This is a genomic window from Neorhizobium sp. DAR64872/K0K18 (assembly GCF_050500175.1).
GTDB lineage: Bacteria > Pseudomonadota > Alphaproteobacteria > Rhizobiales > Rhizobiaceae > Neorhizobium > Neorhizobium soli.
On sequence record NZ_CP191445.1, the window covers coordinates 880030 to 894119 of the forward strand.

The following is a 14090-nucleotide window of genomic DNA, read 5'->3' on the forward strand; positions in this document are numbered from 1 at the left end:
TTTGTCAAAAGATAACGGGGAAAAGACCCAGGCCTGGAAAGCCCTTGCGGAGCGGGAGCTGAAGGCTTCACCTGACACGCTGGTCTGGCACACGGCGGAAGGCATCGACATCAAGCCGCTTTATACGGCTGATGATCTCGAGGGTATTTCGCATCTCGATACGATGCCGGGGATCAAGCCTTTCGTTCGCGGTCCGCGGGCGACGATGTATGCCGGTCGACCCTGGACGATCCGGCAATATGCCGGTTTTTCGACGGCGCAGGCTTCCAATGCCTTTTACCGGCGCAACCTTGCCGCCGGCCAGAAGGGCCTGTCCGTCGCCTTCGACCTTGCCACCCACCGCGGCTATGACAGCGACCACCCGCGCGTCGAGGGCGATGTCGGCAAGGCCGGTGTGGCGATCGACTCCGTCGAGGATATGAAAATCCTGTTTGACGGCATTCCGCTGAAAGACATGTCCGTGTCGATGACCATGAACGGCGCGGTGATCCCGATCCTTGCCGCCTTCATCGTCGCCGGCGAGGAACAGGGCTGCGAGCGCTCGCAGCTCTCGGGCACGATCCAGAACGACATCCTCAAGGAGTTCATGGTTCGCAACACCTATATCTATCCGCCGGAACCCTCGATGCGGATCGTTGCCGACATCATCGAATACACCGCGAAAGAAATGCCGCGCTTTAACTCGATCTCGATCTCCGGCTATCACATGCAGGAGGCGGGCGCGACGCTGGTCCAGGAACTGGCCTTCACGCTCGCCGACGGTCGCGAATATGTGCGCGCCGCGATCGCCAAGGGCCTCGATGTCGACGAGTTTGCCGGACGCCTGTCCTTCTTCTTCGCCATCGGCATGAACTTCTTCATGGAGGCGGCGAAGCTGCGCGCCGCCCGTCTTCTATGGTCGAGGATCATGGAGGAGTTCGCGCCGAAGAAGCCGGGCTCGCTGATGCTGCGCACCCATTGCCAGACGTCAGGTGTCTCTCTTGCAGAGCAGGACCCGTACAACAACGTCATCCGCACGGCATACGAGGCAATGTCGGCCGTGCTCGGCGGCACCCAGTCGCTGCACACCAACGCGCTCGATGAAGCGATGGCGCTGCCGACCGAATTCTCCGCCCGCATCGCGCGCAACACCCAGCTAATCCTCGCCCACGAAACCGGCGTCACCAAAGTCGTCGATCCGCTCGCCGGCTCCTACTATGTCGAAAGCCTGACCAGCGAGCTCGCGGAAAAGGCCTGGGCCCTGATCGAGGAGATCGAGGCGCTCGGCGGCATGACCAAGGCCGTCGCCGACGGCCTTCCGAAGCGTCTGATCGAGGAGGCCGCAACACTGCGCCAGGTCAAGGTCGACCGCGGCGAGGAGATCATCGTCGGCGTCAACAAATACAGGCTCGAGACAGAAGACGATATCGACATCCTTGCCATCGACAATACGGCCGTGCGCAACGGCCAGATCGAGCGGCTGGAAGAGGTGCGCCGCAAGCGCGACTCCGGCAAGGTGGCAACGGCACTTGCAGCCCTTGGCGAGGTGGCGACGTCGGGCCGCGGCAATCTTCTGGCGGCGGCCGTCGAGGCGGCGCGCGCGCGTGCCACGGTCGGCGAGATGTCGGATGCGATGCGCAAGGCATTCGGCGATCATGCGGCCATGCCGGATGTGGTCAGCGATATCTACGGCCCTGCCTACGAGGGCGACCCGGAATACGAAACGCTGACGAAGCGCCTTGCGGAATACACGTCGACCAAGGCAAAGCCGAGGATCATGGTCGCAAAGCTCGGCCAGGACGGCCACGATCGTGGCGCCAAGGTCATCGCCTCGGCATTCGGCGATATCGGCTTTGAGGTTCTGGCCGGCCCGCTGTTCCAGACGCCGGATGAGGCCGCCGATCTGGCAATCCAGCAGAAGGTTCAGGTGGTCGGCATGTCGTCGCTGGCAGCCGGTCACAGGACGCTTGCTCCGCAACTGGTCGAGGCGCTCAGGCGCAAGGGCGCAAACGACATCATCGTCGTGGTCGGCGGCGTCATTCCGCGCCAGGACTACGACTACCTCCTCGAAAACGGCGTCGCTGCCGTGTTCGGGCCCGGCACAAACGTCCTCGATGCTGCCAACGCCGTGATCGATCTCCTCGAAGGAAAACGCCGAAATGTGTGACGCACAATGATCGGGAGGCTTAATCACGTGGCGATCGCGGTGCCGGATCTGGCGGCGGCCGCCGATCAGTATAGCGGCCTCGGCGCGTCTGTTTCCGCACCGCAGAATTTGGCCGAGCACGGCGTGACTGTCGTGTTCGTCGAACTGCCCAACACCAAGATCGAGCTTCTCCACCCCTTCGGAGAAACGTCACCGATCACGAGCTTCCTGGACAAGAACCCGTCCGGCGGCATTCACCACCTGTGCTTCGAGGTCGACGACATCAAAGCCGCCTCCGCAAGGATCGTCGAGACGGGCGCACGCATTCTGGGCGACGGCCAGCCGAAGATCGGCGCCCACGGAAAACCGGTGATCTTCGTTCACCCCAAGGATTTTCAAGGCACGCTGATCGAGTTCGAGCAGGCCTGACGGGTAACTGTTGGCTGCCTGCGAGCGCCACCCAACGCAACGAACCAATCCAGATCATGTGCCGAAGTTGAGGCAGTCGCTCATACCGAAGCCGGGATCTCCTGGAGCCACGGGTGGCGTTCTCTGTCCGAGACCACGTAGCGGGCAATGTCGTCGGCATAGCTTGCCGTGAGGTCGAGATCATCCCAGCCGTTGAGGAGCTTGGTGCGCCAGACGGGCTCGATCTCGAAGCGGAAGACATGGTTGGCGAGCCGGATCTCGCAGGTGTCGAGATCGACAAAGGCACGGTCCTGGCCATTTTCGAGCAGCGAGAGAAGGGTCTCCGTATCCTCTTCCGTCACCTGTGCCGGCAAGAGGCCGTTATTGACCGAGTTCGATGCGAAAATGTCGCCGAAGCTTGGCGCGATCACACAGCGGAAACCGTAGTCGACAAGCGCGTAAACGGCGGCCTCCCGTGAGGAACCCGCGCCGAAATTCCGGCGTCCCACAAGAATTTCGGCGCCTGCGCGGGCAGGGTTGTTCAACGGGAAATCCTGGATCGGATATCCTTCCCCGTCGAACCGCATGTCGTAGAGGAGGTACTGGCCGTATCCCTCCGATCGCGAGCGCTTCATGAAGCGCGCCGGTATCAGCTGATCGGTATCGACACTTGCAAAGGGCAGTGGCGCGGCTTTTGCGTCGAGGGTCTTGAACGGTCTCAACTGCGGCCTCCCATCAGATCACGAACATCGGTCAGGTGACCGGTCACCGCTGCCGCGGCGACCATGGCCGGCGACATCAGGTGCGTGCGTGACTTCGGCCCCTGTCGGCCTTTGAAATTTCGGTTGGTGGTAGAGGCGCAGCGTTCACCGGGCGGAACGAGATCACCATTCATGCCGACACACATCGAACAACCGGAATCGACCCATTCCAATCCGGCATCCACGAAGATCCGGTCGAGGCCCTCTTGCTCGGCCTGTTGTTTCACAAGCGACGAGCCTGGTGACACCAGACCTGGAACGGCAGATTTGCGGCCGGAAAGCACGGCGGCTGCGGCTCTGAGGTCTTCGATGCGGCTGTTGGTGCAAGAACCGATAAAGACGCGGTCGACCGGAATATCCGTCAACGGCATGCCGGGTTTCAGACCCATATAGTCGATCGCTTCGCGCGTATGGGCCGCGCGTGACTCGTCGGTCATGTCGTCGGGCAACGGCACCGCGGACGTGATCGGCAGCGCGTCTTCGGGGCTGATACCCCAAGTGACGACAGGTGCAATCTCGCTGCCGTCAATCACCAGCTCGCGCTCGAAGGGGGCGTCGCCATCGCCGCGCAGGGAAAGCCAGGCTTCGGCTGCACGCTCGAAGAGATCACCTTTCGGTGCGAGCGGCCGGTGGCGCAGGAAGTTCACCGTCGTCATGTCGGGGGCGATAAGGCCGCAACGCGCGCCGCTTTCGATCGAGAGGTTGCAGAGTGTCAGCCGACCTTCCATCGACAGCCCCTCGACCGCCGAGCCGGTATATTCGATCGCATGACCCTGAGCGCCATCGGCACCGATTGCGGCGATCATCGCCAGTGCCATGTCCTTGGCGGTGATACCGGGCCCAAGCTTGCCGTCGAAGCGGACCCGCATCGATTTCGTCTTTTTCTGCCACAGGGTCTGGGTCATCAGGACATGCGCCACTTCCGAAGCGCCGATGCCGAACGCTATCGCACCGAAAGCACCATGCGTCGAGGTGTGGCTGTCGCCGCATACGATGGTGGCGCCGGGCAGAGTGATCGCCTGCTCCGGACCGACCACATGGACAATGCCCTGGCGCGGGTCGTTTAGTCCGAAGATGCGGACATCGTTGGCAAGACAGTTCTCCTCCAGCTGGGTGATCATCCCAGCGATGGCGGCATCGATCTTCGAAATGTCGCGTATCCGCGTCGGCGCGTAATGATCGACGATGCCGAAGGTGAGGTCTGGCCTCGAAACCCGCGCGTTCTTGTCCTTCAGCTTGTTGAAACCGTGGAACGATCCTTCGTGAACCAGGTGCCGATCGATGAACAGCAACTGCTGACCATCGCTCTGCGATGCGATCACGTGGTTCTGCCAGATCCTGTCGAACAGTGTCTGTGGACGGTGTTCCCTCAGCATTATCAACTCCTCAAGGCCCGCGAAGGCCCTCAAAATCTGTATTGAGATTAAGACAGATTCAATTTGCAAATCAAGCGATGATGACAGACGATCCGAAGCGTTCGAACTCTCCTGAAGGGTGATGCATGTTTTCTCCTCAATGCCTTGAAGGCCGCGTCGCCATCATCACCGGCGCGGGCGGCGATATCGGGCGGGCGATCGCCAAGAGGTTCGCCTCCGCTGGCGCAAGCGTCGCGATGCTCGATCTCGACGCCGTTCCAACCGATGGCTTTGACCCGGATCGCTGCCTTGCCATGCCATGCGATGTTGCCGATCCGGCTTCGGTCGAGGCCTGCATCGACGCGGTCGCGAGCCGCTTTGGCCGTATCGACATTCTCGTCAACAACGCCGCAACCGAAACCCCGCTTGGCACCGTCTGCGACATACCGTTCGAAAGCTGGCGCAAGACACTCGATGTCAATCTCACGGGCGCTTTCCTGATCTGCAAATACGGCGTGCCGCATCTCGGCAGGCAGGGTGGGGTCATCCTCAATATCGCGTCCCAGCTCGGACATGTGACGACGCCCGGGCGTGCCGCCTATTCGGCGAGCAAGGCCGGGCTGCATTCGCTCACCCGCAGTCTCGCGCTCGATCACGCTGACCAAGGCATTCGTGCCGTCAGTCTTTCGCCGGGAGCTGTGCTGACGAGCCGCGTCACCCGACAGGCCGGCAGCGAGGCGGCGGTCATCGAAATGCTCGCTCCTCTTCATCCGATCGGCCGGATCGGCACACCGGAGGATATTGCAGCGACGGCGCTTTTTCTCGTCTCGGACGACGCAAGCTTCATCACCGGCACCGACGTGCTGGCGGACGGCGGCTATACGGCGCGGTAGGTCACGAGGCATGGGTCTGATCGGCAAGCCAGCCGCCATAGTCTGCGCAGGCCTCGTCCGGCGCCATGAAGCGGAAGCCGAAATCCGTTTCGAACCTCTTGGCCGAGACCGCATGGCGACGTCGGGAGAGGTCGTCGTTGAAGGCGATCGCGCTGTCGCTCCCATCGGTCTTTCCCTCAGCAAAGCGCCAGCCGGGATAGGCCTTCGCCAGATGCGCACTGAGGCGGTTCACATGCCAGGTTTCGCCGACACTGAGATTGTAGAGATCCGAGGGGAGGCTTTCCCGTGTTGCAAGCAGCGCAAGCGCTTTCGCGATGTCTCGGCTGCTCGTCCAGTCGCGGGCGCCTCCCGCGGGCAGGAGAATATCCTCACCCGCTATCGCCTTGGCGGCGATCTGGAAGGGCGGGCTCATCGTTTCGCGCACGCCGGTTTCATGCTCGTGCGGCCCGAACACCGCGGTGATGCGCGCCCGCACAGTGGATATGCCAAAACTTTTCCCCGCTTCGACAACCAGTCTTTCGCTGGCAAGCTTGGTAAAGCCGTAAAGCGTCGTGGGCATCGGGTTCGTCTCTTCGGTCACGGCTGCGCCATCGAAGGGCGCCGCGCCGTAGACGGCGGAGGAGCTCGGGTAGACGAAGCGGCGGATGCCGGCTTTCCGACCCTCCTCAAGCAGGATCGCGACCGAGACCGTATTGACGTCGAAGGCGTCGCTTGCCGATGCGATGGCACTCTTTGGCCCAAGGGTAATCGCAGCCGCATGGATGATGCAGGTAATGTCGTGGCGCGAAAGAATATCGGCGATCGCCACGCGATCCCGCACGTCCGCCAATTCGACCGTGACACCCGGCTTTGCGGCAAAGGCTGCCGGCAGAGGGCGATCGTTGAGGGCAACGACTGGTTGGCTCTGGGCATTCATGACCTCGATCAGGTTAAGCCCGAGGAAGCCGCCTGCACCCGTTATCAGAATGCTCATCAAGTTTTACTCCTTCCAGATCTCATGGGTCTCGAGCGGCAAGATGGCCGTGATAGACGGCTTCAAGGGCCGTGCGGGGCGCAAGGTTGTCGCCGATCTGTCGGACGGGCACGGCGAGATGACGGAGCTGCTGGAACAGGGAATGGTCCGCGAAATTGTGTTCGGCGGCGACGACACCGGTGAACCCCATATGCAACTCACTCTCGCCGGTCGAAAGATCTTCGACCGCCAGGGTCTTGCCGTCGAAGGCTGTGACCTTCCGGAGCGTTGCGATCCTCACCTTTTTCTCGCGCAGCCGTTTCAGGTTTGCGAGTGTCGAGTAGATGGTCGTGCGCCAGGCGATGCCGCCGGCCGGCGAGAAGAACGTCACCTTTTTGCCGAGGTCGGCGAGATGTTCCGCAAGCGTCAGTGCGGCCCATTCGCCGGTGCGGTCGAACAGCGCCACGTCGCTTCCGAGGGCTGCCGGATCGTCCAGCGCCTCGACGATCGTGAAGGCCTTTCCGCCACCGGCAAATTCTGTGCGAACCGGCGTCGAACCGGTCGCCAGAAACACCGCATCGGCCGCAAAATCGGAAATCGATCCAGCATCGGCATGCTTGCCTGTTATCACCGTCACACCGAACCGATCCAGATCGGCAATCTGCTCTTCCATCAGCGTTCGGAACTCAGCGCGCTTCGGCATCTTCACCGCGTCGCGAAACTGCCCGCCGAGATCGTCCTGCTTTTCCCACAGCGTCACGATATGGCCGCGCTCCGCTGCCGTCCGGGCCGCCTCCAGTCCTGCCGGTCCGCCGCCGACCACGAGCAAGCGTTTGGGTTGTCGCGTGCCGGTCGTGGCAAGCTCCGGCCATACGCCTTCCAGCCCGGCACGCGGATTGACCAGACAGCGGATCGGCAGGTTCTTTTCCAGCATGCCGGCGCAACCCTGGTTGCAGGCAATGCAGGTGCGGATTTCGTTCATCCGTCCCTCGACCGTCTTGTTGACGATGGCCGGCTCGGCAAGATGGGCGCGCGCCATACCAACCGCATCCGCGCCGCCGGCCGCAATGATCGCGTCGGCCTCCGCCAGTGTGTTGAACCGACAGACGGCGAAGACGGGAATGTCGTGGCCTTCGTCGCGCAAAGCGATGCGGATCCGCGCCGGCAACGACCGGAATGGTTCCGGATCGATTGCCATGTCGGCCATTTGCGAAGCGAGCGAATAGGAGGCGTGATAGGCGGAATGCGAGACATTGAAGAAGTCGATCTTTTCGGCCGCCGCAAGTGACACCGCGGTCCTCTCGGCCTGATCGATGGTGATCCCGCCCTCGACATACTCATCGCCACTGAGGCGAATGCCCAGACAGAAATCGCGACCGACTTCCGCGCGGACAGCCTGCAGGACCTCAAGCGGAAAGCGCATCCGGTTTTCCGCCGAGCCGCCATACGCGTCGTCACGGTTGTTCGAAAGCGGTGAAAGGAACTGCTGCAGAAGATGGCCATGTGCCATCTGCAGCTCGATCCCCTCGAAGCCCGCCGCCATGAGATGGCGCGCGGTCAGCACATGCCCTTCGATCACCGCATCCATGTCGGCGCGATCCATCGGGCGTGGCGGCAGCGCGGATGTCGCCCACGCAATCGGCGATGGGCCCCAGGAGACCGTTCGCTCAAAATCGCCCTCAACCTGCCGGCCGAGATGGATGATCTGGCCAAGGATCCGCGCGCCTTCGGCTTTGACAGCCTCGGTAATCCTGCGGAACGGTTCGATACAGGCAGGGTCGAAGCCACAGACGGCCTGCGGCCGGCCAAGCGAGTTCGCGTGAACGCGGATGGATTCAAAGATGATCGCACCGACACCGCCCCTCGCACGTTCACGGTGATAGGCAAGGTGGCGCTCGCTCGGCAGGTGGTTTTCGCCGAAATTGGTCGTGTGCGCCGGAACGAGAATGCGGTTGCGAAACGTGAGATTGCCCACGGCAAGCGGCGCCATCGCACGTGAAAACTCGGTTCCGGCAGATCTCTCTTGCATCGCACAATCTCGCATGTTGCACTGCATATAGGCAAATACGTCTGCTGAGTGTTATATGGGCATTGACGAGATCTGTCAGCCGTTTTATACAAAACCTGTATTAAAAATAAGATAGATTGGGAGCTCACGTTGAGGCCGGCGACCGAACCCTTGAAGACTCAGAAGGTCTATCTTCTGCTGCGGGACAAGATCGTTTCGGGCGAGCTGAAGGCCGGCATGCGCCTGCCGAGCGAGCTTGCGTTGGCTGAACAATACGGGGTTTCGCGGGTCACAGTCCGGCTCGCGCTCGATCTACTTTCCGCCGAAGACCTGGTCGACAAGCGGGTCGGATCTGGCACCTATGTGCGGGGCTCCAACTTTGCCCAGATGGCCACGGCCGACCTGTCGAATGCCTTTGCGCACCTCATTGAAATGGGGCGGACAACGGCGGTCAAGCTGATCTCTTTTGACTATATCGAGGCGCCCGAGAAGGTTGCCGAGGCCTTGCATCTCGAAGACGACGAGCGGGTTCAGAAGTCGGTGCGCGTGCGCTCCTTCGACGACCTTCCCTTCTCGTACCTGACAGCCTACGTGCCCGAACGTGTCGGTCGAGAATATTCGCGTGAAGACCTTGCCCATATGGCTCTCCTTGAGCTGATGGAGAGAGCCGGCCTGCGTGCTGAAACGGCGTGGCAGGAAGTGGGTGCGGTTCTTGCCAATCCGGAAGTGGCCGAGGCGCTGGGTATCGGTGTGGGCTCGCCCCTCATCGCGCTGACCCGCGTCGTCTACGGCAAGGGAGGGCGCGGCATGGAGTATCTCCAAGCGCTCTACCGTCCCGATAGATACAGCCTGCAAATGAACCTCGTACGCAAGGGCACTGAAGGGAGCCGGCACTGGAGCCCTACGTCCGAGGTCTACCGTAACGAGCGGGCATCCGGCCCCCGCAATCCTAAGAGGGTGGTGAAGGAATGAAGAAGCTCACGAACTCGGTCTCCCGGCGCACGGTGCTGAAAGTTGGCGGTGTCTCGGCGATGGTCCTTGCGGCACCCGGTCTCAGCCGGGCACAGGCACCGACGGTCAAGATCGGTCTGCTGCAGCCGATGACCGGTGGCTTTGCCGGAGACGGCGATCTGGCACGGATCGGCGCGGAATATGCGATCAAGGAAATCAACGATGCCGGCGGCATCAAGTCGCTCGGCGGCGCCAAGCTCGAACTTCTGATCGGCGACAGCCGTTCGAATGCCGAAGCCGGCGCCCAGGCGACCGAACAGCTGAAGGCGGATGGCGCTGCGATCGTCGTCGGTGGTTTTGCCAGCGGCATTTCCATGACCGCGACCCAGGCCGCGGCCCGCTACGAGCTTCCCTTCATCATCGACTGCGCCGTCTCCGACGCGCTGATGACCCGCAACCTGAAAAACGTCTTCCGTTTCAACCCGAGCTTCTCGATGGCGGCCGACGTCGCGCTGAAGAACCTCGTGACCATCAACGACGCTTCCGGCAAGGCTGCAAAGACCGTGGCAATCGTCCACGAAGACGGTCTTCTCGGCTCGGGCCTCGCCAAGCTGATGCAGGCTCGCCTGCCTGCCCTCGGCTTCGAAGTGGTCGAGGCGATCTCGCACCCGACACCGGCGCGTGACATGTCGAACGTCGTTCTGCGCCTGCGTTCGCTGCAGCCCGACCTCATTATTCCCTCGCATTACTTCAACGAATTTGTGCTGTTCGCCCGCACACTGCAACAGCAGCGGGTCAAGCCGAAGGGCGGTATCTATGCTCTCTTCGGTGGTGCGGCCTCCAGCTACCGGTTCGTCAAGGAATTCCCGGAAGCGGCTGAAGGCGTGATGGACGTCAACCACTGGGGCGATCCCAAGAACCCGACCAACGACAAGCTGATGCAGGCCGTTCAGGCCGCCGGCAAGTTCTACGCCTACAACGCGCCGATCAATTACTCGGTCGTCAAGGTCGCAGCGCAGGCGCTGGAATTTGCGAAGAGTGCCGAAAGCGGCGCGATCATCGAAGCCTTGCAGAAGAACGAGTTCGACAGCGGTGTGATGCCGTACGGCAAGTCGAAGTTCGATGCGACCGGCCAGAACGTCAACGCGCTTCCGCTCAATACCCAGGTTCAGGGCGGCCAGATCAAGGTCATCTATCCGGACAAGTTCGCCCAAGCCAAGCCCAAGTTCCCGGCCAACGGCTAATCCATACCAGCGAGTGCGGCAGGCCCGGGGCGGCGTTTTGTCCCGGGCCATTCCGGCAAGCCCTTCTTAGAAGGAACATCATGTATTCGCCGACAATCATTTTCGAAGCGTTGATGAACGGCCTGATGCTCGGTGCCGTCTACGCGCTGATCGCCCTCGGGCTCACCCTCATCTATGGCGTGCTGCACATCGTCAACTTCGCCCACGGCGCCTTGCTGACGGTCGCGATGTATCTCGTCTGGCTGGCCTCAGACAGGTTCGGCCTTGATCCCTACGTGGCCATCCTCGTCGTCACGCCTATGATGTTCGCGATCGGCTATTGTCTGCAGCGCTTCATTATCGGTCCGGCCAGCCGCGGCTCGGACAACGGTATTTTGCTCGCCACCCTTGGTCTGTCGATCGTCATCCAGAACCTGCTTCTCGCCGGGTTCAATTCCGACACCCGCACCATTGCGACAGATTACGCGTTCGAGATCGTGCCGCTCGGTCCGCTCCTTCTCTCGCTGCCGAGGGTGATCGGGCTCGTAGTCTCGGTCGTGACCGCCGTCCTTCTGTGGGCGATCCTCAACCGAACCGATATCGGCAAGGCGATCCGCGCCGTTGCCAAGGAAAAACTCGGCGCCAGCCTTGTCGGAATCAATGTCGCGCATGTCTATGCCATGACGTTTGCGATCGGTACCGCCTGTCTGGCGATTGCCGGCGGCCTGCTGATGCCCTCGTTCTATGTCAGCCCCACCACAGGGGCGGCCTTTGTTCTCGTCGCTTTCACCATTGTCGTTCTCGGCGGCATGGGATCGATCCCCGGCGCCCTGATCGGCGGCCTGCTGATCGGCGTCGTCGAAGCCATTTCCAGCCTCTTCCTCGGCGATAGCCTCGGCCAGATCGGCATCTTCCTCATTTTCATTCTCGTGCTTCTGGTGAAGCCCACCGGCCTGTTTGGAGCACGCGCATGAAGAAGAATTTTGAATTCATCGCGGCCCTTGCCTTTCTCGGCGTGGTCGGCATCGCAGCCGTTGCCGGGCTGCCGGGCAACATTCTCAATCTCCTGATCTTCATGATGATCATCGCGCTCACGGCGCAGGGCTGGAATGTTCTCGGCGGCTATGGCGGGCTCTCCTCCTTCGGACACGCGGCCTTTTTCGGTACCGGCGCCTATACGACGACGATCCTGCAGACGAGCTTCGGCATCAATGCCTGGGTCGGCCTTGTCTGCGGCGTCATTCTCGGTGCGGCCGTCGGCGCCATGATCGGCTTTCTGAGCTTCCGGGCAGGCCTGAAAGGATCCTATTTCGCGCTGATCACGCTGGCATTTGCGGAAGTGCTGCGCATCCTCGCCAACAGCTGGGATTTCACCGGTGGCGCTGCCGGCATGCTGGTCTCGATCAACAACGGCTTCGCGTACCTGCAGTTTTCCGACCGCCGCTGGTTCCTGCTGATCCTCATCGGCTTCGTGGCAGGCGGCCTGCTTCTGACCCGCTGGCTGGAACGGTCCGCCTTTGGCGCCTATCTCATCGCGCTTCGTGAAAACGACCAAGCGGCACAGGCGCTCGGTGTCGATATCTTCAAGATCAAGATGCAGGCGATCACGCTGTCTGCCGCGATCACCGCGCTTGCCGGCTGCCTCTACGTGCAGAACTTCCTCTTCATCGATGCCAATGTCGCCTACGGCTCATGGATCTCGATCGAGGCGCTGTTTGCGGCGATCGTCGGTGGCGCAGGCACGATGCTCGGGCCGCTGATCGGCTCGGTTCTGCTTTTGGGCCTTGGCGAAATCACCAAGTCGTTTTCGGGCGGAATCGCCGGCGTCGATCTTGTCGTCTTCGGCATCATTCTCATTCTCTGCGTCGCTTTCGCACCGAACGGGATCAGGGGCTTCGTGTCGGATCTCTGGTATCGGCGCAAGAGCCGCGGCAAGGCGATGTGAGGGGCATGACCATGTTGAAAGCGCACAATCTCACCAAGCGATTTTCCGGGCTTCTCGCCGTCGACGATGCGACGATCGACGTTGCGGAGGGGTCGATCACCGGGCTGATCGGTCCGAACGGGGCCGGCAAGACGACCCTGTTTGCAATGATCGCCGGCTTCCTCAACCCCAATGCGGGAATTGTCACATTTCAGAATGAGGATATCACCGGCGAGAAACCGCATCTGAGAGCGCGCCGCGGACTGGCGCGGACGTTCCAGATCGTCCAGCCTTTTGCGGGTCTCGACGTTCGCGACAACATCGCCGTCGGTGCCTTCCTTCACACCAAGGATCCGGCCGAGGCGAGACGTCTTGCGACCCTGACGGCCGAGAAAGTCGGTCTTGGCCACGAACTCGACAAGCTTGCCTCGGGCCTCACGATCGCCGGCCGCAAGCGGCTCGAACTGGCAAGGGCACTGGCGACGCAGCCGAAGCTTTTGCTGCTCGACGAGGTGCTGGCGGGTCTCAATCCATCCGAAATCCGTGACGTTTTGCCAATCATCCGGCAGATCCGCGAGGAGGGCGTGACGATCCTGATGATCGAACACATCATGCAGGCGGTGATGAACCTCTGCGACACCGTCTACGTGCTCTCTCAGGGCAAGATGATTGCAAGCGGCGAGCCGCGTTTGGTGTGTACGGATACGGCTGTCATCGAGGCCTATCTCGGCCACGGCGCTGCAGCGCGTATCAAGGCGGAAGGGGCAGCCCATGCTTGAGATCGCAGACCTGCGCGCCGGCTATGGCGGAACCGAAGTCCTTCGAGGCCTCAGCCTTTCCGTCGGGAAGGGCGAGGTAGTCGCCGTGCTCGGCTCGAACGGCGTCGGCAAGACCACGCTCAACAAGGTGCTGTCAGGGGTACAGCCCGCCCGCAGCGGCTCTGTACGTTTTGACGGCCGTGAAATACTGGGCACCAGCGCCCGCGATATTGTCGCATCGGGCCTCATCCACGTGCCGGAAGGTCGCAAGATCTTCCCCAACCTCACCATTCTCGAAAATCTCGAACTCGGCGGCTATTGCCGGCCGAAGCGGGGCCGGGCCGGCAATATCGAAAAGGTGTTCTCGATCTTTCCGCGGCTGAAAGAGCGGACCCGGCAGTTCGCCGGCACGCTGTCGGGCGGCGAGCAGCAGATGCTGGCGATCGGCCGCGGCCTGATGAGCGAGCCCAAGCTGCTGATCCTCGACGAGCCTTCGCTCGGCCTGTCGCCGCTTCTGGTCGAGGAGATGTTCTCGCTCATCCGCCGCCTGAGCGACGATGGCCTGCCGATCATGCTGGTGGAGCAGAACGTCATGCAGTCGCTGGACCTCGCGAGCCGGGCTTACATCCTGGAGAACGGTTCGGTCGCACTATCAGGCGATGCCGCCGAACTTCGCGACAATCCTGAATTGAAACGGGCTTATCTCGGCCTTTGAGCGACAAGAACACGGCC

At 61.8% G+C, this 14090-nt stretch carries 13 protein-coding genes; 9 read left to right on the plus strand and 4 right to left on the minus strand.

Translation table 11 applies throughout. From position 1 onward, the window contains the following. The first annotated feature begins 1 nt into the window (after position 1). A complete protein-coding gene (gene scpA / locus ACQY1P_RS03900; RefSeq protein WP_430252990.1) occupies positions 2–2146 on the plus strand; it encodes a methylmalonyl-CoA mutase in 2145 nt (714 codons plus the stop codon). Between the two features lie 6 nt (positions 2147–2152). Further along, entirely contained in the window at positions 2153–2554 is a 402-nt protein-coding gene (gene mce, locus ACQY1P_RS03905) for a methylmalonyl-CoA epimerase (protein WP_430252992.1), read from the plus strand. Between the two features lie 80 nt (positions 2555–2634). Here the strand turns inward: mce and leuD are convergent, their stop codons facing one another. Both leuD and leuC read right to left on the minus strand, forming a co-directional pair. After that, on the minus strand, positions 2635–3255 hold the full coding sequence (gene leuD, locus ACQY1P_RS03910) for a 3-isopropylmalate dehydratase small subunit (RefSeq protein ID WP_430252994.1): 621 nt from the start codon (positions 3253–3255) through the stop codon (positions 2635–2637). Beyond that, positions 3252–4670, minus strand: a complete 1419-nt coding sequence (leuC, locus tag ACQY1P_RS03915; protein WP_430252996.1) for a 3-isopropylmalate dehydratase large subunit — start codon at positions 4668–4670, stop codon at positions 3252–3254. Before leuC ends, leuD begins: the two co-directional genes overlap by 4 nt. A gap of 125 nt (positions 4671–4795) precedes the next feature. Here leuC and ACQY1P_RS03920 point away from each other — a divergent pair, with 125 nt between their 5' ends. Beyond that, on the plus strand, positions 4796–5542 hold the full coding sequence (locus tag ACQY1P_RS03920; RefSeq protein WP_430252997.1) for an SDR family NAD(P)-dependent oxidoreductase: 747 nt from the start codon (positions 4796–4798) through the stop codon (positions 5540–5542). Between the two features lies 1 nt (position 5543). Here the strand turns inward: ACQY1P_RS03920 and ACQY1P_RS03925 are convergent, their stop codons facing one another. Both ACQY1P_RS03925 and ACQY1P_RS03930 read right to left on the minus strand, forming a co-directional pair. Beyond that, positions 5544–6515, minus strand: coding sequence for an NAD-dependent epimerase/dehydratase family protein (locus ACQY1P_RS03925; protein ID WP_430252999.1), 972 nt, complete (start codon positions 6513–6515; stop codon positions 5544–5546). 22 nt (positions 6516–6537) lie between these two features. Beyond that, a complete protein-coding gene (locus ACQY1P_RS03930) occupies positions 6538–8523 on the minus strand; it encodes an FAD-dependent oxidoreductase (protein WP_430253001.1) in 1986 nt (661 codons plus the stop codon). Positions 8524–8673: 150 nt separating this feature from the next. Between ACQY1P_RS03930 and ACQY1P_RS03935 the strand changes: the two genes are divergently transcribed. The 6 genes from ACQY1P_RS03935 (at position 8674) to ACQY1P_RS03960 (ending at position 14073) form a co-directional block, all read left to right on the plus strand. After that, positions 8674–9474: a GntR family transcriptional regulator gene (locus ACQY1P_RS03935; RefSeq protein ID WP_244473911.1), complete on the plus strand. Its 801-nt coding sequence runs from the start codon at positions 8674–8676 to the stop codon at positions 9472–9474. Beyond that, positions 9471–10697, plus strand: coding sequence for an ABC transporter substrate-binding protein (locus ACQY1P_RS03940; RefSeq protein WP_430253003.1), 1227 nt, complete (start codon positions 9471–9473; stop codon positions 10695–10697). The genes ACQY1P_RS03935 and ACQY1P_RS03940 overlap by 4 nt, the downstream gene beginning before the upstream one ends. Before the next feature lie 80 nt (positions 10698–10777). Then, positions 10778–11650 carry a branched-chain amino acid ABC transporter permease gene (locus ACQY1P_RS03945; RefSeq protein WP_113165016.1) on the plus strand — a complete coding sequence of 291 codons (873 nt, stop codon included), beginning with the start codon at positions 10778–10780 and terminating at the stop codon, positions 11648–11650. Further along, a complete protein-coding gene (locus ACQY1P_RS03950; RefSeq protein WP_430253005.1) occupies positions 11647–12621 on the plus strand; it encodes a branched-chain amino acid ABC transporter permease in 975 nt (324 codons plus the stop codon). The genes ACQY1P_RS03945 and ACQY1P_RS03950 overlap by 4 nt, the downstream gene beginning before the upstream one ends. A gap of 11 nt (positions 12622–12632) precedes the next feature. After that, on the plus strand, positions 12633–13379 hold the full coding sequence (locus ACQY1P_RS03955; protein ID WP_430253911.1) for an ABC transporter ATP-binding protein: 747 nt from the start codon (positions 12633–12635) through the stop codon (positions 13377–13379). Further along, positions 13372–14073: an ABC transporter ATP-binding protein gene (locus tag ACQY1P_RS03960; protein ID WP_430253007.1), complete on the plus strand. Its 702-nt coding sequence runs from the start codon at positions 13372–13374 to the stop codon at positions 14071–14073. Before ACQY1P_RS03955 ends, ACQY1P_RS03960 begins: the two co-directional genes overlap by 8 nt. Positions 14074–14090: the final 17 nt, after the last annotated feature.